At 72.8% G+C, this 17,770-nt stretch carries 11 protein-coding genes and 1 riboswitch; of the genes, 3 read left to right on the forward strand and 8 right to left on the reverse strand.

Annotation, left to right across the window (positions count from 1 at the left end; genetic code table 11):
* Positions 1 to 22: 22 nt before the first annotated feature.
* A complete protein-coding gene (locus tag OG432_RS06625) occupies positions 23 to 2,956 on the reverse strand; it encodes a bifunctional acetate--CoA ligase family protein/GNAT family N-acetyltransferase (protein WP_328308692.1) in 2,934 nt (977 codons plus the stop codon).
* Positions 2,957 to 3,108: 152 nt separating this feature from the next.
* Between OG432_RS06625 and OG432_RS06630 the strand changes: the two genes are divergently transcribed.
* A complete protein-coding gene (locus OG432_RS06630) occupies positions 3,109 to 3,390 on the forward strand; it encodes an HPr family phosphocarrier protein (RefSeq protein WP_100575907.1) in 282 nt (93 codons plus the stop codon).
* 272 nt (positions 3,391 to 3,662) lie between these two features.
* On the opposite strand, the gene OG432_RS06635 is transcribed toward OG432_RS06630, so the two are convergent.
* From OG432_RS06635 to OG432_RS06650, 4 genes are all read right to left on the reverse strand, one after another.
* Positions 3,663 to 4,331, reverse strand: a complete 669-nt coding sequence (locus OG432_RS06635; protein WP_328308697.1) for a GntR family transcriptional regulator — start codon at positions 4,329 to 4,331, stop codon at positions 3,663 to 3,665.
* A gap of 178 nt (positions 4,332 to 4,509) precedes the next feature.
* A complete protein-coding gene (locus tag OG432_RS06640; protein ID WP_328308699.1) occupies positions 4,510 to 5,274 on the reverse strand; it encodes a M23 family metallopeptidase in 765 nt (254 codons plus the stop codon).
* A 14-nt stretch (positions 5,275 to 5,288) separates the two neighbouring features.
* Positions 5,289 to 5,447: riboswitch (cyclic di-AMP (ydaO/yuaA leader) on the reverse strand.
* Positions 5,448 to 5,660: 213 nt separating this feature from the next.
* Positions 5,661 to 7,025, reverse strand: coding sequence for a M16 family metallopeptidase (locus tag OG432_RS06645; protein WP_328315023.1), 1,365 nt, complete (start codon positions 7,023 to 7,025; stop codon positions 5,661 to 5,663).
* Positions 7,026 to 7,042: 17 nt separating this feature from the next.
* Positions 7,043 to 8,380: a M16 family metallopeptidase gene (locus OG432_RS06650; RefSeq protein WP_328315024.1), complete on the reverse strand. Its 1,338-nt coding sequence runs from the start codon at positions 8,378 to 8,380 to the stop codon at positions 7,043 to 7,045.
* 208 nt (positions 8,381 to 8,588) lie between these two features.
* Between OG432_RS06650 and OG432_RS06655 the strand changes: the two genes are divergently transcribed.
* Entirely contained in the window at positions 8,589 to 11,051 is a 2,463-nt protein-coding gene (locus OG432_RS06655; protein WP_328308701.1) for a DNA gyrase/topoisomerase IV subunit A, read from the forward strand.
* A 40-nt stretch (positions 11,052 to 11,091) separates the two neighbouring features.
* On the opposite strand, the gene OG432_RS06660 is transcribed toward OG432_RS06655, so the two are convergent.
* Both OG432_RS06660 and OG432_RS06665 read right to left on the reverse strand, forming a co-directional pair.
* Complete coding sequence (locus OG432_RS06660) at positions 11,092 to 12,303, reverse strand: CobW family GTP-binding protein (RefSeq protein WP_443058343.1); 1,212 nt, start codon at positions 12,301 to 12,303, stop codon at positions 11,092 to 11,094.
* A 296-nt stretch (positions 12,304 to 12,599) separates the two neighbouring features.
* Positions 12,600 to 13,760, reverse strand: a complete 1,161-nt coding sequence (locus tag OG432_RS06665) for a citrate synthase/methylcitrate synthase (RefSeq protein WP_328308705.1) — start codon at positions 13,758 to 13,760, stop codon at positions 12,600 to 12,602.
* Positions 13,761 to 13,879: 119 nt separating this feature from the next.
* On the opposite strand from OG432_RS06665, the gene OG432_RS06670 reads away from it, so the two are divergent.
* The gene (locus OG432_RS06670) at positions 13,880 to 15,112 is read left to right on the forward strand and encodes a citrate synthase (protein WP_328308707.1); all 1,233 of its coding nucleotides are present in this window, start codon (positions 13,880 to 13,882) and stop codon (positions 15,110 to 15,112) included.
* A gap of 123 nt (positions 15,113 to 15,235) precedes the next feature.
* On the opposite strand, the gene OG432_RS06675 is transcribed toward OG432_RS06670, so the two are convergent.
* Complete coding sequence (locus tag OG432_RS06675; RefSeq protein ID WP_328308709.1) at positions 15,236 to 17,746, reverse strand: discoidin domain-containing protein; 2,511 nt, start codon at positions 17,744 to 17,746, stop codon at positions 15,236 to 15,238.
* Positions 17,747 to 17,770: the final 24 nt, after the last annotated feature.

Genomic DNA, 17,770 nt, shown 5'->3' on the forward strand with positions numbered 1-17,770 from the left:
TGCCGCCGGGGGCCGGCGGCCCTCAGTAGCTGGGCAGGCGCCTCGGGCCGAGATCACCCAGGGCCGGGGCGGGGGCCAGGCGCACGCTCGCACCCAGGACCGCGAGGCCCCTCTGGGCGACGATGACGGGCTCCAGTCCGACGGCGACCACCTCGGGATGGTCGTCCACGAGCCGCGACACGCGCAGGAGCAGCTCTTCCAGGGCCGCGGTGTCGACGGGCGCGGAGCCGCGCCAGCCGAACAGGAGCGGCGCCGTCCTGATGGTTCTCAGCAGCTCGGCCGCGTCGCGGTCGGTGGCCGGGATCAGCCGGTGGGAGGTGTCGCCGAGAAGCTCCGACGCGGCCCCGGCCAGGCCGAAGGAGAGCACCGCGCCGACCGCGGGGTCGATCGAGGCACGGACGACGGTGTCCACGCCGCGCGGGACCATGGCCTGCACGACCGGGCCCAGCTCTTCGGGCTTGCCGAGCGTGGCCCTCAATTCGGCATATGCACGGGCGAGTTGGTGCTCGTCCGCGAGGTCGAGGCGGACGCCGCCGAGGTCGGGGCGGTGGCGCAGGTGCGGGGCGGTGGTCTTGAGGGCGACGGGGTAGCCGAGGCGGCCCGCGGCCTCGACGGCGTGGGCCGCGTCCGGCGCGGGCAGCGTGGGGTGGACGGCGATGCCGTACCGGGCGAGCAGCTCATCGCCGTCCGCGGCGGTCAGGGTCGTGCCGCGGGGGTCGGGGTCCGGCCCGAGCAGGCGCTCGATCAGCGCGGCCGCTCCGGCCTCGTCGATGTCGTCGTACTCCCCCACCTTGCCGGGCTCGGCCGCGTCCTGCCGCCAGCGGGCATAGCGGACGGCTTCGGCGAGGGCCCGCACGGCTCGCTCGGCGGCGGGGTAGGCGGGAATACGGGTTGCCTCACGGGGCGGGGTGGCGTTGTGGCCCGGCTCCGGGCCCGTTCCCGGCCGACCGCCGGTGGGTGGGCTGGGGGCGCTGCCCCCGGACGCCCGCTCCTCGAACGCCGGAGCGGCTGGATGTGTGCCGGGGCGGGGAGGTCGCGAGGGCGTGTACGTCGTGGGCTGGGGGGACGGTTCGATGGGGCCCGCCGGGCGCGGGGCGGTGCGGGTTGCCGCCGCGAGCGCTTCGGCCAGGCCGCCGATCTCCACGTGGACCACCATCACCGGCTTGGCCGGGCCCGTGGCGGCCGCCTCGCGCAGGGCGTCGGCGAGGACCTGGCCGTCACCGGACTCCAGCGCCCCGTTCTCGCCGACCCAGGGAATCGCGGTCACCACGACCGCGTCGCAGGTGTCGTCGGCGAGGGCGGCCGCGAGCGCCGCGCGGAAGTCGGCCGGGGTCGCCGCCGTCGTCAGGTCGAGGGGCCTGCGGGGGCGCAGCCCTTCGGTGAGACAGGCGTCGTACGTCAGGAGACCGAGCGATTCGGAGTTGCCGAGGATCGCCACGCGCGGGCCCGCCGGCAGGGGCTGGCCCGCGAGGAGCAGGCCGGCGTCGACGAGTTCGGTGACCGTGCCGACGAGGATGACGCCGGCCTGGCGCAGCAGCGCCGAGACCGTGGCGTCCGGCACCCGGGTCACCGGAACGGCGTGGCCCGGCGGGGTCGTGCCGCTGTGCCGTGCGCCCTTGACCACGACGACGGGTTTCGCGGCGGCCGTGCGGCGGGCCAGGCGGGTGAACTTCCGCGGGTTGCCGATGGATTCGAGGTAGAGCAGCACGACATCGGTGTCGGGGTCCTCGTACCAGTACTGGAGGAAGTCGTTGCCCGAGACGTCGGCGCGGTTGCCGGAGGAGATGAACGTGGACAGGCCCGCGCCGCGCCGGTAGAGCCCGGACAGCAGGGCGATGCCGATCGCACCGGACTGGGTGAACAGGCCGATCCGGCCGGCGGGCGGCGCCTCGGGCGCCAGCGACGCGTTCAGCCGTACGCCGGCCGCGGTATTGATGATCCCGAACGCGTTGGGGCCGATCAGGCGCATCCCGTACGAGCGGGCCTGGCGCACCAGCGCGCGCTGGCGCTCCCTGCCGGGCGGACCGCTCTCCGCGTAGTCGGCCGAGAGGACGACCAGGCCCTGGACGCCGTGTTCGCCGCAGTCGGCGACGGCGTGCGGCACCCGTTCGGCGGGCACCGCGATGATCGCCAGGTCGACCGGCTCACCGATCGCGCCGACGGAGGGGAAGGCGGGGACGCCGTCGAGCTCGCGCTGCTCCTCGGTGAGCGCCTGGTTCACCGCGTGGAGCCGCCCCGTGAAGCCTGCGTCCAGGAGGTTGCGCAGCACCGCCCGGCCGACGCCCCCGGGGGCGCGGCCGGCGCCGATGACCGCGACGGAGCCGGGCGCGAGCAGGCGCTGCACGGAGCGCGCCTCGGCGCGCAGCTCACGGGCGCGCTGCACGGCGAGCGACTCGGCGGTGGGTTCCAGGTCGAGGGTGAGGTGGACCGAGCCGTCCTCGAAGGAGCGCTTCTGCTGGTAGCCGGCGTCCGTGAACACCTTGATCATCTTGCTGTTGGCGGGCAGCACCTCGGCCGCGAACCGCCGGATGCCGCGCTCGCGGGCCACCGCCGCGATGTGTTCGAGCAGGGTGGAGGCGACGCCCCTGCCCTGGTGGGCGTCCTGGACGAGGAAGGCGACCTCGGCCTCGTCGGCGGGGGCGGAGGCCGGCCGCCCCTGGGCGTTGATCCGGTCGTAGCGGACGGTCGCGATGAACTCGCCGCCGACGGTCGCGGCGAGCCCCACGCGGTCGACGTAGTCGTGATGGGTGAAGCGGTGCACGTCCTTGGCGGAGAGCCTCGGGTAGGGCGCGAAGAAGCGGTAGTACTTCGACTCGTCCGAGACCAGCTCGTAGAAGGAGACGAGCCGCTCGGCGTCCTCGGAGGTGATGGGCCGGATGCGCGCGGTGCCGCCGTCACGGAGCACCACGTCGGCCTCCCAGTGGGCCGGGTACGCGGGGTCGGACGCCGTCGTCATACGGAAAGCGTACGGGTCGCGGGGCCGTACGGGGCGGGGGAAGGTGGCAAGGGCCGATCGGCGGCGCACCCGGGCCTAAAGTCGGCAGGAGCACCGTGCACCACATGAGAGACTGGTCTAGACAACCGTCAGAGATTTCGAAGGGCAACACCATGGCTGAGCGCCGCGTCAACGTCGGCTGGGCCGAGGGCCTGCACGCCCGCCCCGCGTCCATCTTCGTCCGTGCCGCCACGGCCGCCGGAGTCCCCATGACGATCGCCAAGGCCGACGGCAACCCGGTCAACGCCGCGTCGATGCTCGCGGTGCTCGGCCTGGGCGCGCAGGGCGGCGAGGAGATCGTGCTGGCCTCCGACGCCGAGGGCGCGGACGCCGCGCTCGACCGTCTGGCCAAGCTGGTCGCCGAGGGTCTTGAGGAACTCCCCGAGACCGTCTGAGCCGGCCGGCAGCACATCGGAGGACCGCGGGACCCGGATCCGGGCCCGGCGGTCCTTTCGTCTTCCTGCGCGCCCGCACGTTCCGGGCGCCGGAATGCCGCCGCTCCCTCGGTGTCGGCTGTTCATATACGGCTTGCCCGGGTACGGCTTGTCGTCCGGGTACGGCCTGTCCGAGTACGGCCTGTCCGAGTACGGCCTGTCCGAGTACGGCCTGTCCGAGTACGGCCTGTCCGGGTACGGCCTGTCCGGGTACGGCCTGTCCGGCGTGGCCCTTACGCGCGGGCGTCCGCGGTGCTGGCGCCGTGCCGCGGCGGCGCGGGGCGGCGCAGCCGGTGGGCCGGCAGGGAGCGCTCGGCGTGCTGGGCCGTGAGGGCACGGGCGCGTTCGGCGTCGTGCCGGGCCACCGCGTCGGTGATCGCGCCGAGCAGGGCCCATGCCTCGGCCGGGCGGGCCGGCGGTTCGACGACGTACATCCAGGCGACCTTGTGCCGCAACTGCGCGAGCAGCGCGATGAGTCCGGGGCTCGCGGAGGCCTGGGCCAGCGTCTCGTGGAACCAGCCCCACAAGGAGCGCGGATCCTCCCCCCGGCCGCGGCCCGCCCGCCCCTGACCCAGCCTCACCAGGCCGCTCAGCACCCGGAGATGGGCCTCGTCGCGGCGTTGGGCGGCCCGCGCCGCGGCCAACGGCTCCAGGAACAGGCGCAGTTCGAGGAGGTCGGCGGCCTCGCGGTCGGTGAGTTCGGCGACATGGGCGCCGACGTGTCTGCGGGTGGTGACGAACCCCTCGGACTCCAGCGTGCGCAGGGCCTCGCGGACCGGGACGCGGGACACCCCGTAACGGCGCGCGAGGGCTTCTTCGGCGAGTCTGCGGCCGGGCTCGAAAACGCCCGAGACGATGTCGTCGCGGATCGCCGCGCCGATGGAATGCGCCGGAACACGCACGTCCGAACCTCCGCCTGGATTCCCGCCGGATCGCGGTCGGGCGACGCCCGAGCGGCGACTGTATCGACGCCGTGTTACTTCCGGATGACGGCCGGGACCCGCGGACGCCTTCGGGCCAACGGCGAAGACCCCCGGCGCGATGCCGGGGGTCTTCGGTGTGCGCGGAGGCCGAGGCGCCTCAGACGCTCACGCCGTGCGACCGCAGGTAGGCGATCGGGTCGATGTCCGAGCCGTACTCCGGGCCGGTGCGGGCCTCGAAGTGGAGGTGCGGGCCGGTGGTATTGCCGGTGTTGCCCGAGAGGGCGATCTGGGTGCCGGGCTCCACGGACTGGCCGACGGAGACCTGGATGACCGAGAGGTGGCCGTACTGCGTGTACGTGCCGTCGTGCATCTTGATCACGACGTTGTTGCCGTACGCGCCGCCCGCGCCGGCCTCCACGACGGTGCCCAGACCCACGGCGTGCACCGGGGTGCCGATGCCCGCGTGGAAGTCGATGCCCGTGTGGCTGCCGGAGGACCACAGCGATCCGCCGGTCTTGTAGCCCGTGGACACATAGCTGTTGGCTATGGGGGCGACAAACGTGTTGAGGCGCTTGCGCTCGGCCTCGCGCGCGGCGCGCTCCTTGGCCTCGCGGGCCTCCTGGGCGCGCTGCTCGGCCCTGCGCTTGGCCTCGGCTTCGGCCTCCGCCTTCGCCTTGGCCTTCGCGGCCGCCTGCTTCTGCGCGTCGGCCTGGGCGCCGAGCTGGTCGGCGAGGGTGTCGCCGATGACGATGGCCTGGGTGAGGCCGGTGTCGGTGGTGGTGCTCGGGGCGGCGACGGCCGGGGAGGCGAGGGTGCCTACGACTCCGGCGGTGGCGAGGGTGGCGATGCCCGCGATGTTCGCGCTGCGGCGCGTCATCCGGCTGGGCGCGCGATGTTTCCCGGTGGCACGGGTGAACGCCATGGAGCGGCGGTGTCCTTTCCTTCCATCTCGCCTACCGGGTTAGCTGACGGGTTCGGAGCAGGAAGGTCTCCTACGGGCTCCCCCGCGGGCGGGGGCGTCCGATTCACCCCAGGGACTGAGTGGGTCCCCGGCTCCCCTGGCTCGCGCCATCGGGGACTCGGCGATCACTGTCCGGTGCCGCGGCTGCGACGGGTGGTGACGGACAGCGCGATTGACGCTAGACGGCTGATCTTTCAATCACCAAACAGACGCCGGTTTTTGTTGCGCACGCCACATGACAGACAGGCAACCTCTCCAATAAACCGGACATATGGGGGGACCCCGGAGGCGCGTGCGCCACCGGGGTCCCGTATGCCCCGGAAGTACGGGGCTCGACGACGCGTCAATCAGCCCGTGACGACGCTCACTTCACCGATTCCGAGCGCCCGCACCGGCTCCGCGATCTGCGCCGCGTCGCCCACGAGCACCGTGACGAGCCGGTCGGCCGGGAAGGCGTTGACGACGGCCGCCGTCGCCTCCACGGTGCCGGTCTCCGCGAGCTGCGCGTACAGCTGGGCCTGGTAGTCGTCCGGCAGGAACTGCTCGACCTGGTCGGCGAGGGTCGCCGCGACCGCCGCCGCGGTCTCGTACTTGAGGGGCGCGACACCCACCAGGTTCTGCACGGCGCTCTCGCGCTCCGCGTCCGTCAGACCCTCGGCGGCGAGCTTGCGCAGCACCTTCCACAGGTCGTCCAGGGCGGGCCCGGTGTTCGGGGTGTCGACCGAGCCGCTGATGGCGAGCATCGCGGCGCCGCCCTCCGGCCCCGAGCGCAGCACCTGGCCGAAGGAACGCACCCCGTAGGTGTAGCCCTTCTCCTCGCGCAGCACGCGGTCCAGGCGCGAGGTCAGGGTGCCGCCCAGGCAGTACGTGCCGAGCACCTGGGCCGCCCAGACCCGGTCGTGGCGGTCGGGGCCGATGCGACCGATGAGCAGCTGCGTCTGGACCGCGCCGGGGCGGTCCACGATGACGACCCTGCCCCTGTCGTCGGCGGTGATCGGCGGGACGGGGCGCGCCTTCGCGGTGTTGCCGGTCCAGGCGCCCAGGGTGTCCGCGAGGATCGCGTCGAGGTCGGTGCCCGACAGATCGCCGACGACGACGGTGACGGCCGTGGCGGGACGCACGTACGCCTCGTAGAAGGCACGCACCGCGGCCGCGTCGATCGCGGCGACCGTCTCCTCGGTGCCCTGGCGGGGCCGGGAGATGCGCGCGGTGGCGGGGAAGAGCTCCTTGGAGAGCTGCTTGGCGGCGCGGCGGGCCGGGTTGGCCTGCTCGTGCGGGATCTCGTCGAGCCGGTTGGCCACCAGCCGCTCGATCTCGGCGTCGGCGAACGCGGGGGCGCGCAGCGCGTCGGCGAGCAGCGAGAGCGCCTTGGGCAGTCGCGAGACGGGCACTTCGAGGGAGACCCGGACGCCGGGGTGGTCGGCGTGCGCGTCGATGGTGGCGCCGCAGCGCTCCAGTTCGGCGGCGAACTCCTCCGCCGAGTGCTTGTCGGTGCCCTCGGTCAGGGCGCGCGCCATGATCGTGGCGACGCCGTCGAGGCCCTCGGGCTCGGCGTCGAGCGGGGCCGCGAGGAAGATCTCGACGGCGACGACCTGCTGGCCGGGGCGGTCGCAGCGCAGCACGGTCAGGCCGTTGTCGAGCGTCCCGCGCTCGGGGGCCGGGAAGGCCCACGGCTTGGCCGCGCCCGCGGTGGGCTGCGGGTGGAACTCCATGGTCACGACAGCGTCCGTCACTGGCCCGCCTCTTCCTCTTCGTTGCCTGCCTCGGGTGCCGCGGTGGGCTCGTACACCAGGACCGCCCGGTTGTCGGGGCGCAGCGTCGCGGCGGCGATCGCCTTGACCTCGTCCGCGGTGATCTCCAGCACGCGGTCGACGGCGGTCAGGGCGAGCTGCGGGTCGCCGAACAGCACGGCGTAGCGGCACAGTTCGTCGGCGCGGCCGGCCACCGTGCCGAGCCGGTCGAGCCATTCGCGCTCCAACTGGGCCTGGGCGCGCTCCATCTCCTCGGCGGTCGGGCCCTCGGCGGCGAACCGCGCGAGCTCCTCGTCGACCGCGGCCTCGATGTCGGGGACCTCGACGCCCGCGGACGTCTTGACGTCCAGCCAGCCGAGCGAGGGGGCGCCGGCGAGGCGCAGCAGGCCGAAGCCCGCGGCGACCGCGCTCCGGTCGCGGCGGACCAGGCGGTTGTGCAGCCGGGAGGACTCGCCGCCGCCGAGGACGGTCAGCGCCAGGTCGGCGGCATCGGCCTCGCGGGTGCCGTCGTGGGGCAGCCGGTAGGCGGCCATGAGGGCGCGCGCGGGGACGTCCTCCTCGACGACCTCGCGCAGCTGCCCGCCGATGGTGCCGGGCAGGGCGCCGTCGCGGGGCGGCTGCTTGCCGTCGTGGGAGGGGATGGAGCCGAAGTACTTCTCCACCCAGGCCAGCGTCTGCTCGGGGTCGATGTCGCCGACCACCGAGAGCACCGCGTTGTTGGGCGCGTAGTACGTACGGAAGAACTGCCGCGCGTCGTCGAGGGTCGCCGCGTCCAGGTCGGCCATCGAGCCGATCGGAGTGTGGTGGTAGGGGTGGCCCTCGGGGTAGGCGAGCGCGGTGAGCTTCTCGAACGCGGTGCCGTAGGGCACGTTGTCGTAGCGCTGGCGGCGCTCGTTCTTGACGACGTCGCGCTGGTTGTCCATCGACTCCTCGTCGAGGGCGGCCAGCAGCGAGCCCATGCGGTCGGCCTCCAGCCAGAGCGCGAGCTCCACCTGGTGGGTGGGCATGGTCTCGAAGTAGTTGGTGCGCTCGAAGCTGGTGGTGCCGTTGAGCGAGCCGCCGGCGCCCTGCACCAGCTCGAAGTGGCCGTTGCCGTGGACCTGCTGGGAGCCCTGGAACATGAGGTGCTCGAAGAGGTGGGCGAGGCCGGTGCGGCCCTTGACCTCGTGGCGCGAACCGACGTCGTACCAGAGGCACACCGCGGCGACCGGGGTCAGGTGGTCCTCGGAGAGCACCACGCGCAGGCCGTTGGCCAGTCGGTGCTCAGTCGCTGTCAGGCCGCCGGAGCCGGCCTGCGCTGTGGCCGTGTGACCCATGGGCATGTACGTCCCTTCGTTCGCGATGTGCAGTACCGCAGTGTGAAGTACTGGCGGAGGAAGTCCTGGGTTGAGAAGTCCTGCCACTGTATGCAAGCGCGCGGGCACCTGGCGAAGTTCCCGGGTCGCGGTCGGCGTTGTCAGTGGGACGGTCCACAATGGTCGGCATCAGTGATCCGATCCGGTACGTGAAGGAGCAGCAGCCGCGATGGCCCGCCGCAGCACGAAGACCCCGCCGCCGCCCGACGACTTCGAGGAGCGGATCCTCGACATCGACGTCGTCGACGAGATGCAGGGCTCCTTCCTCGAGTACGCGTACTCCGTGATCTACTCGCGGGCCCTGCCGGACGCGCGGGACGGAATGAAGCCCGTCCAGCGCCGCATCGTCTACCAGATGAACGAGATGGGCCTGCGCCCCGACCGCGGCTATGTGAAGTGCGCCCGGGTCGTCGGCGAGGTGATGGGCAAGCTGCACCCGCACGGCGACGCCTCCATCTACGACGCCCTGGTGCGCATGGCGCAGCCGTTCTCGATGCGGCTTCCGCTGGTCAACGGGCACGGCAACTTCGGCTCGCTCGGCAACGACGACCCGCCGGCCGCGATGCGGTACACCGAGTGCAAGATGGCCGACGCCACCTCGCTGATGACGGAGTCCATCGACGAGGACACCGTCGACTTCGCCTCGAACTACGACGGCCAGGAGCAGGAGCCGGTCGCCCTCCCGGCCGCCTATCCGAACCTCCTGGTCAACGGCTCGTCGGGGATCGCGGTCGGCATGGCGACCAATATGCCGCCGCACAACCTGGGCGAGGTCATCGCGGCCGCCCGCCATCTGATCCGGCACCCGCAGGCGGACCTGGAGGCGCTGATGCGCTTCGTGCCGGGTCCCGACCTGCCGACCGGCGGACGGATCGTGGGCCTGGCGGGCATCAAGGACGCGTACGAGTCGGGCCGCGGCACCTTCAAGATCCGGGCCACGGCCTCGGTGGAGAACGTGACGGCGCGCCGCAAGGGCCTGGTCGTCACCGAGCTGCCGTTCACGGTCGGCCCGGAGAAGGTCATCTCCAAGATCAAGGACCTGGTCGGCTCGAAGAAGCTCCAGGGCATCGCCGACGTGAAGGACCTGACCGACCGTTCGCACGGCCTGCGCCTGGTCATCGAGATCAAGAACGGCTTCGTCCCGGAGGCCGTCCTGGAGCAGCTCTACAAGCTGACGCCGATGGAGGAGTCCTTCGGCATCAACAACGTGGCCCTGGTGGACGGTCAGCCGCTCACGCTCGGCCTCAAGGAGCTCCTGGAGGTCTATCTCGACCACCGCTTCACCGTGGTGCGCCGGCGCAGCGAGTTCCGCCGCACCAAGCGCCGGGACCGGCTGCACCTGGTCGAGGGTCTGCTGGTGGCCCTCGTCGACATCGACGAGGTCATCAGGATCATCCGGTCGAGTGACAACTCGGCGCAGGCGAAGGAGCGGCTCATCGAGCACTTCTCGCTGAGCGAGATCCAGACGCAGTACATCCTGGACACCCCGCTGCGCCGGCTCACCAAGTTCGACCGGATCGAGCTGGAGAGCGAGCGCGACCGGCTGACCGGCGAGATCGACGAGCTGACGGGGATCCTGGATTCGGACGGCGAGCTGCGCAAGCTGGTGTCGGCCGAACTGGCCGCGGTGGCCAAGAAGTTCAGCACCGACCGGCGCACGGTCCTGCTCGAGTCGGCCGGCTCCCCGGTCGCGGCCGTGGCCCTGGAGGTCGCGGACGACCCGTGCCGGGTGCTGCTCTCCTCGACGGGCCTGCTGGCGCGCACCGCGCACGGCGAGCCGTTCGTGGCGGGCGAGGACGACAAGCGCGTCAAGCACGATGTGATCGTCTCCGCGGTGCCCGCGACCCAGCGCGGCGACGTGGGCGTGGTGACGTCCGGCGGTCGGCTGCTCAGGCTCGCGGTGATCGACCTGCCGCGGCTCCCGGACACGGCGTCCGCGCCCAACCTGTCGGGCGGCGCGCCGATCTCGGAGTTCCTCTCCTCCCTGGAGCCCGACGAGAGGGTGGTGTGTCTCACCACGCTCGACGAGTCCTCGCCGGGTCTGGCGATCGGCACCGAACAGGGCGTCGTCAAGCGCGTGGTGCCCGACTATCCGGCCAACAAGGACGAGTTGGAGGTCATCACCCTCAAGGACGGTGACCGGATCGTGGGCGCGGCCGAGCTGCGCACCGGCGAGGAGGACCTGGTCTTCATCACCGACGACGCCCAGCTCCTGCGCTACCAGGCGAACCAGGTGCGGCCGCAGGGCCGGGCGGCGGGCGGCATGGCGGGCATCAAGCTGACCGACGGCGCCAAGGTCATCTCGTTCACGGCGGTCGACCCGGCCGGCGACGGGGCGGTGTTCTCGGTGGCGGGCTCGGGCGCGACACTGCTCGGCGACGCCGCGGTGTCCGCGAAGCTGACCCCCTTCGACCAGTATCCGCGCAAGGGCCGGGCCACCGGCGGGGTGCGCTGTCAGCGGTTCCTGAAGGGCGAGGACAAGCTGGTGCTCGCCTGGGCGGGCCCGGCCCCGGTGCGCGCCGCCCAGGCCAACGGGGCCCCGGCACAGCTCCCGGATCCCGACCCGCGCCGTGACGGCTCGGGCACGCCGCTGGTCTCCCCCGTGGCGGTCCTTGCGGGCCCGTCGTCGTAACAACGGCGGCGGGGCGACGGGGGCGCCCAGCGGGCGTCAACTAGCCGACAGCGCCGGGGAGTTCATCGAACTCCCCGGCCCCGCGGGTTTCCCGGGGTGCTTCCCCGTCCTCCCCGACCTCCCCGTCCTCCGGCTCCGGCTCCGGCTCCGGCACATAGCGCAGGACGCCCCACATCGCGTGCTCGGCCGGGGGCCCGTCCGTGGCCGCGGCCACGCATCCGGCGAGCTGCTTGTCGAGGGCGGGTGCGTCGATCCCGGCGCCGATGAGGACGAGCTCGGTGCGGCGCTCCTGCCCGGGGCTCCACGCCTCGGGGTAGAAGCGCAGGAACCGGCCGACGGCGTGCAGGCTGTACCGGTTGCGGGGGTCGGCCGCGCCGAAGTCGACGAACCCCTTGATGCGGTAGAGGCCGTCGGGCCGGGTGTCGAGGAAGTCCATCAGGCGGCGCGGGTCCAGGGGCGCGTCCGAGGTGAAGGCGACGGATGCGTACCCGGTGTGCAGATGCGTGCCGTGGCCGTGGCATCCGGCGTGGTGCTCGTGGTCATCGGTGCAGCCGCCGGGCGCCTCGTCGTCCAGGAGGTCGTCGAAGGCGAGCTGGCCGACCCGCTCGGCGAGGGGCCGCGCGTCGAAGAAGAGCTCCGGGTCGACTTGGCCGTACGAGGACTCGACGACCGCGGCGGTTCCCGCGAGACGGGTGCGCAGCCGGGCCAGGTCCGCCGCGTCCACCCGGTCCGTCTTGTTGAGCACCACCAGGTCGGCGACGGCCAGATGACGATCGATCTCGGGGTGCCGCTCGCGCGTCGCGTCGTACTCCGCGGCATCGACGACCTCGACCAGACCCCCGTACACGATCCGCCGGTTCTCGCTGGCGAGCACCATCTTCACCAGCTCCTGCGGCTCGGCGAGGCCGCTCGCCTCGATGACGACGACGTCGATGCGCGCGGCGGGCCGGGTCAGCCGGTCCAGGTAGACGTCGAGTTCGCTCGCGTCGACGGCGCAGCACAGACAGCCGTTGCCGAGCGAGACGGTGGAGTCGCCGAGCTGTCCCGCCACCGTCATGGCGTCGATCTCGATGGAGCCGAAGTCATTGACGATCGCCCCGATGCGGGTACCGCGGCAGGCCCGGAGCAGATGGTTGAGCAGGGTGGTCTTGCCCGAGCCGAGGAACCCGGCGAGGACGATGACGGGGATCTGCTTGCTCGGGCTGTCCACGGGCCTCTCCGCACTCTCGATTCGCCGGTTCGCGCCCCACATTCTCCCGCACCCCCCTGGGGCTCCGCCCCAGACCCCGTATCGCCGCGGTGGGCGCCACCCGTCCGACGCCGGGCGCCCTACAGGGGCGCGGGGAACTGCGCGAGAAGCGAGCACGACCCGCAGCCGAAAACGGGGTTAGGGGCGCGGGGAACTGCGCGAGAAGCGAGCACGACCCGCAGCCGAAAACGGGGTTAGGGGCGCGGGGAACTGCGCGAACGGCCCCCCACCGGCCCGCACGGCCCGCACCCGAAAGCGAACCGGGTCATCGCAACGCACCGCTCAGAGCGACGCACCGCTCAGACCACCGGCACGGCCCGCACCGGAGCCGGCCCCACATAGCGCGCCGCAGGGCGAATGATCTTCGAGTCCGCGGACTGCTCCAGGATGTTGGCGCTCCAGCCCACAACCCGCGCGGCGCAGAACGTGGGCGTGAACATCTCGCGCGGCAGCCCGCACAGCTCCATGACCACCCCGGCGTAGAACTCCACGTTGGTGTGCAGCTCGCGCCCCGGCTTGAGCTCGGCGAGGATCGCCTCGACCTGGCGCTCCACCTCGACGGCGAACGAGACCAGCGGCCCGCCGAACTCCTCGGCGATCCCGCGCAGCATGCGGGAGCGGGGATCCTCGGTGCGGTAGACGGGGTGCCCGAAGCCCATGATCCGCTCTCCGGCCAGGACGCGTTCGCGGATCCAGCCGTCGATGCGCTCCGGCGTGCCGATCGCGTCGAGGGTGTCGAGGGCGCGGCTGGGGGCGCCGCCGTGCAGGGGCCCGGAGAGCGCGCCCACCGCGGCGACCAGGCTCGCCGCGACGTCCGCGCCGGTGGAGGCGACGACTCGGGCGGTGAACGTGGACGCGTTGAAGCCGTGGTCGACGGTGGAGATCAAGTACTGCTCGACGGCGCGGACCCGCTCGGGCGCGGCCTCGCGACCGGTCAGCATGTAGAGGTAGTTGGCGGCGTACGCCAGGTCGTCGCGCGGCTCGACCGGTTCGAGGCCCTGGCCGAGCCGGTGCAGAGCGGTCAGCAGGGTGGGCACGGCGGCGCACGCGGCGAGCGCGTCCTCGGCGCGCCGCTCGGCGTCCAGGTCGTACACCGGCCTGAAGCCCCTGGCGGCGCCCAGCAGGGAGAGCGCGGTGCGCAGCCCGGCGAGCGGCCCGGACGGGGCGCCGGTACGGGCGATGCCGGCAAGCGCCTCGCGCACGCCGTCGGGCAGGTGGCGCAGCCGGGCGGTGCGGGCGGTGAAGGCGGCGCGGCCCGCGGCGTCGGGCAGTTCACCGTGGACCATCAGGTGCCAGACGTCCTCGAAGGTACGGCTCCGGGCGAGCTCGACGGCCGAGTACTGGCGGTAGTGGTAGAAGCCCTCGCGCCCGCGGACGTCGCCGAGTTCGGTGTCCGTGACGACGACGCCCGCGAGCCCGCGGGGTACCGCGGCGGCGGGGGCGGTGGTGGTGCCGGCCATGTGGCTGCCTCCTTCAGTTCCTCATATTGACTTGACTGTCTATGCTTGACTCCAGACCTGTCAATGTTGATTGAATCAACGTGGATCGGGATGGATGACCCGACGGATACGGTGACCCCATGACGGATCAGGCACGGCTCACCACGCGCGAGGCGGCACAGCGGCTCGGCGTGAAGCCCGAGACGGTCTACGCGTACGTCAGCCGGGGACAGCTGAGCAGCGAGCGCGCCCCGGGCGGCCGGGGCTCCACCTTCGACGCGCGGGAGATCGACGCGCTCGCCCGGCGCGGCGCCCGCCGGGAGCCGGCCACCGGCGCGTCCGGCGCAGACCTGACCTTCCGCACCGCCCTCACCCTGATCGACAAGGACCGCTACTACTTCCGCGGTGTCGACGCGGTCGACCTCGCCACCGCCTACGGCTTCGAAGAAGTGGCCCAGTGGGTGTGGACCGGGGAGCTGGCGCACGGCCCGCGCTTCACCGCGCCCCCGCCGTTCCTGGACGCGGCCCGGCGCGCCGTCGCGGCACTGCCCGCGCACAGCGGAGCGATGGACCGGCTGCGGGCCGCGACGGTCGCGGTCTCGGCGGCGGACCCGCTGCGTTTCGACCTCTCCCCGGCGGCGGTACTGGGCTGTGGCCGCACCTTGATTCCGACGCTCGTGGGCGCCCTGCCGACGGCGGACGCGCGGCGCCCCGCCGAGGGCCGCCTGGCGCGGCAGCTGTGGCAGCGCCTGACGCCACAGGAACCTGACGATACGTCAGTTCGCTTGCTGGACACGGCACTCGCGCTGCTCATCGATCACGACCTGGCCGCCTCCACGCTCGCCGCCCGCGTCGCCGCCTCGGCCCGCGCCCATCCGTACGCCGTCGTCGGAGCGGGGCTCGGCGCCCTGGAGGGGCCGCTGCACGGCGCCGCGAGCGGGCTCGCCCACCGCACCCTCGCCGACGTGCTCGACCGGGGCGGCGCCGCCCCGGTCGTCGCCGACCATCTGCGCTCGGGACGGTCCGTGCCGGGCCTCGGTCACCGGCTCTACCCGGGCGAAGACCCGCGCGCCCAGGCCCTGTTCGCGCTGCTCGGGACGGCCCCGCGGGCCGCCGACGCGCTCGCCGCGGCCCGCGACGTCGTCGCGACCACGGCCCGCCACACCGACCTGCACGCCAACGTCGACCTGGCTCTCGCCGTCATGAGCGTGGCGTTCGGCATGCCCGCCGAGGCCGGCGAGACCGTGTTCGCGGTGGCCCGCACGGCCGGCTGGATCGCCCACGCCCTGGAGGAGTACGCGCAGCCTCCGCTCAGACTGCGCCCGAGCGGCCACTACACCGGCCCGCGCCCGCCCAGACCCCTGCCCTCCTGAGACCCCGAGTACCCCGGGGCGGCCGCGCAGCCGCGCGCGGCGACCCCGGGGTGTTCAACAATCTCGGCCATCGGGTCCCGGACCCGGCCGGGCGGGATCCCGACCCGGCCGGGCGGCGCACCGTCAGGGCGCGTACGCCTCGAACTCGCCGATCTGCGCGGCGGGCCAGCCGGTGTTGGCGGTCACCGTGAGCCGCAGATAGCGGGTGCTGGTGTTCGCCGGCAGGGTGACGGTGGCCTTGTTGCCGGTGGCCGGGTCGAAGGTGTAGCCCCGGCCCGCGACGAGCTGCCCGTACGAGCCGTTGTCGGTGCTGCCGAGCACGGAGAGCGTCTGGGTGCGGGCGCCCCAGGCGGTCGCGGGCGGCAGTTTCAGGACCAGCTTGCCGACGGCCCGTGCCGAGCCGAGGTCGACGGTGATCGACTGCGGGAAGGCGTTGTTGGCGCTCTCCCAGTAGCTGTTGGCGTCGCCGTCGACGGCCTTGGCCGCGTCGTAGACCTGGGTGTGCGAGGTCTCGGTGACCGGGCGGCCCTTGGCGAGGTCGGGGTCGGCCGGCGGGCTGCTCGGCGGCGGCGAGCTGGGCCCGGTGGGCGGCGGGCTGCTCGGGGGTGTGGTGGTGCCGCCGTGGTCGTAGTTGGGCTTGGGCCACTCGCCGCAGTAGGTGGCGGGCAGCTTGCCGTTCCAGCCGGAGTTGCCCGCGCCCTGGGTGAGGGCGAGATTGCCGCCGAGGCAGCTGTAGACCGGCTCGGAGAACCCGAGGTTCTTCGCGGTGACCCCGGTCATGCTGAGCTGGGCCGGGTCGTTGAACTGGAGGGCGAAGGTGCCGGTGCCGTCGATGTTGACGTTGCTGAAGTTGACGCCCTTGGTGGTGCCGGACACGAAGTGGATCGCCGCGTAGGAGCTGTCCAGGATGTCGGTGTCGGTCACGTTCACCGTCGCCTTGTCCATGGTGCTGTTGCGGGAGTCGAACCAGACCGCGCCGATCGGGAACGGCCAGCCGAGGTCCGCGTTGCCGGCCCGGATGGTGGTGTTGCGGGCCAGGGTGATGGTGCCCTGGACGTCGGTGCCGGTGCCCGGGTTGACGCCGTCGAACCGGTTGCCGACGTGCAGCCCGCCGCCGTTGGTGACGGTGTCCGCGACCACGTTGTCGGTCGCCGCGTTGTCCCTGCCGCCGTAGAGGGCGATGTTGTTGGCGAGGACGGGCGCCACCACCGTGTTGTTCTTGAACGTGTTGTTGGCGTCGGTCACGGCGTCGGACCACATGGCGAGCCCGTCGTCACCGGTGTTGCGCAGGAAGGTGTTCTCCACCGACGAATGGGTCACCCCCCAGTGGAAGTTGACGCCGTCGGCCGTCTGGTCGAGGATCCGGCTGTTCTTGATGTGGAAGTCGTCCATGGGGCCGTCCATCCAGGCCCCGACCTTGGTGTGCTGGAGCCACACATCGTCGACGGTGGAGTTGCTGAGCGCGCCGCCGATGCCGTTGACCTGGTCCTCGTCGACGCGCTCGGTGATCTCGCCGATCAGCGCGAAGTCCTTGAGGACGACGTTGCGGCTCGGCCCGCCCGACTCGTAGGGGCGGATGCCACCCTTGTAGCCGCCGCCGCTCACGTACTTGCCGTAGATCCCGGCGGCCCGGGTGCGGTCGGTGGAGCTGCGGCCGGTCAGGACCGAGTACCAGGGGCCGGCCCCCGCCAGCGTCACCTGGTCCACCACCACATGGTCGGTGAGCTTGAAGGTGCCGGAGGGGATGTAGACCGTCTTGCCCTGCGCCTTGCCCGCGTCGACCGCCTGCTGGAAGGCGGAGGTCGAGTCGGCGGCGCCGCTCGCGTCCGCGCCGTAGTCCGCCACCGACAGCGAGCCCGCGGGGCGGGCCACCGGGTCGGGGACGAGCTCGAAGTCGGCGAGGTCGACCACGGCCCACGGCGTCGCGCTGGTCGAGGGCAGCGTGACCCGCACCTTGGAACCCGCGGGCAGGGTCTTGCCCAACAGGGTGCGCGTCTCGTCGTAGAAGTGGTGCGGCTTGTCGCCCGGCTGGTTCTGGAAGGGGTAACTGCCGTAGAACCAGCCGTACTTGGACGTGAAGGTGAGGTCCTTCAGCTTGGCTCCGCCGGAGCTGAGCTCGACGGGCGCGCTGATGCCGGTACCCGCCGCGTTGTCCGGGACGCTGTAGCGGACGTCGACGGCGTTGGCCGGCTTGGTGAGCGTGAACTCGACGTACTGGCCGGGCGCGCTCAGCTTGACCGCGCTGCGGCCCGAGGCCTCCGAGGGCAGCGAGGTGTAGGTGCGGTCGGGGCCGATCACCGTGCCGTTGGTGGCGGCGGCCTCCGCCTCCAGCTCGGTGAACGGCACGGTGGCGCCACGGCCCGCGACGGCCAGCGGGGACAGCGGGGTGGATTCGGCGGCCGACGCCGAGGCTCCGGAGCCGAGTCCGACCGCGCCCAGCGCGACGACACAGGCGAGCGCGGCGACCGCGGCGGCGGCCCGCCCGGCCGGCACGGTGCGCCCGGCGGCTGCGTTTCGCCGCCCGGTCCGTGCGGGGCGCCCGGAAAAGGCGGCGCGTGCGGCCGCCGGTCCGTCCGGCGGTGGGGGTGGTGGCTCCTGACGTACGGCATCGCGTGCGGCTCTCATCATGCGCATGACAGACCCTCTTTTCGTGGGGGG

The sequence above is a fragment of the Streptomyces sp. NBC_00442 genome (assembly GCF_036014195.1).
Lineage (GTDB): Bacteria > Actinomycetota > Actinomycetes > Streptomycetales > Streptomycetaceae > Streptomyces.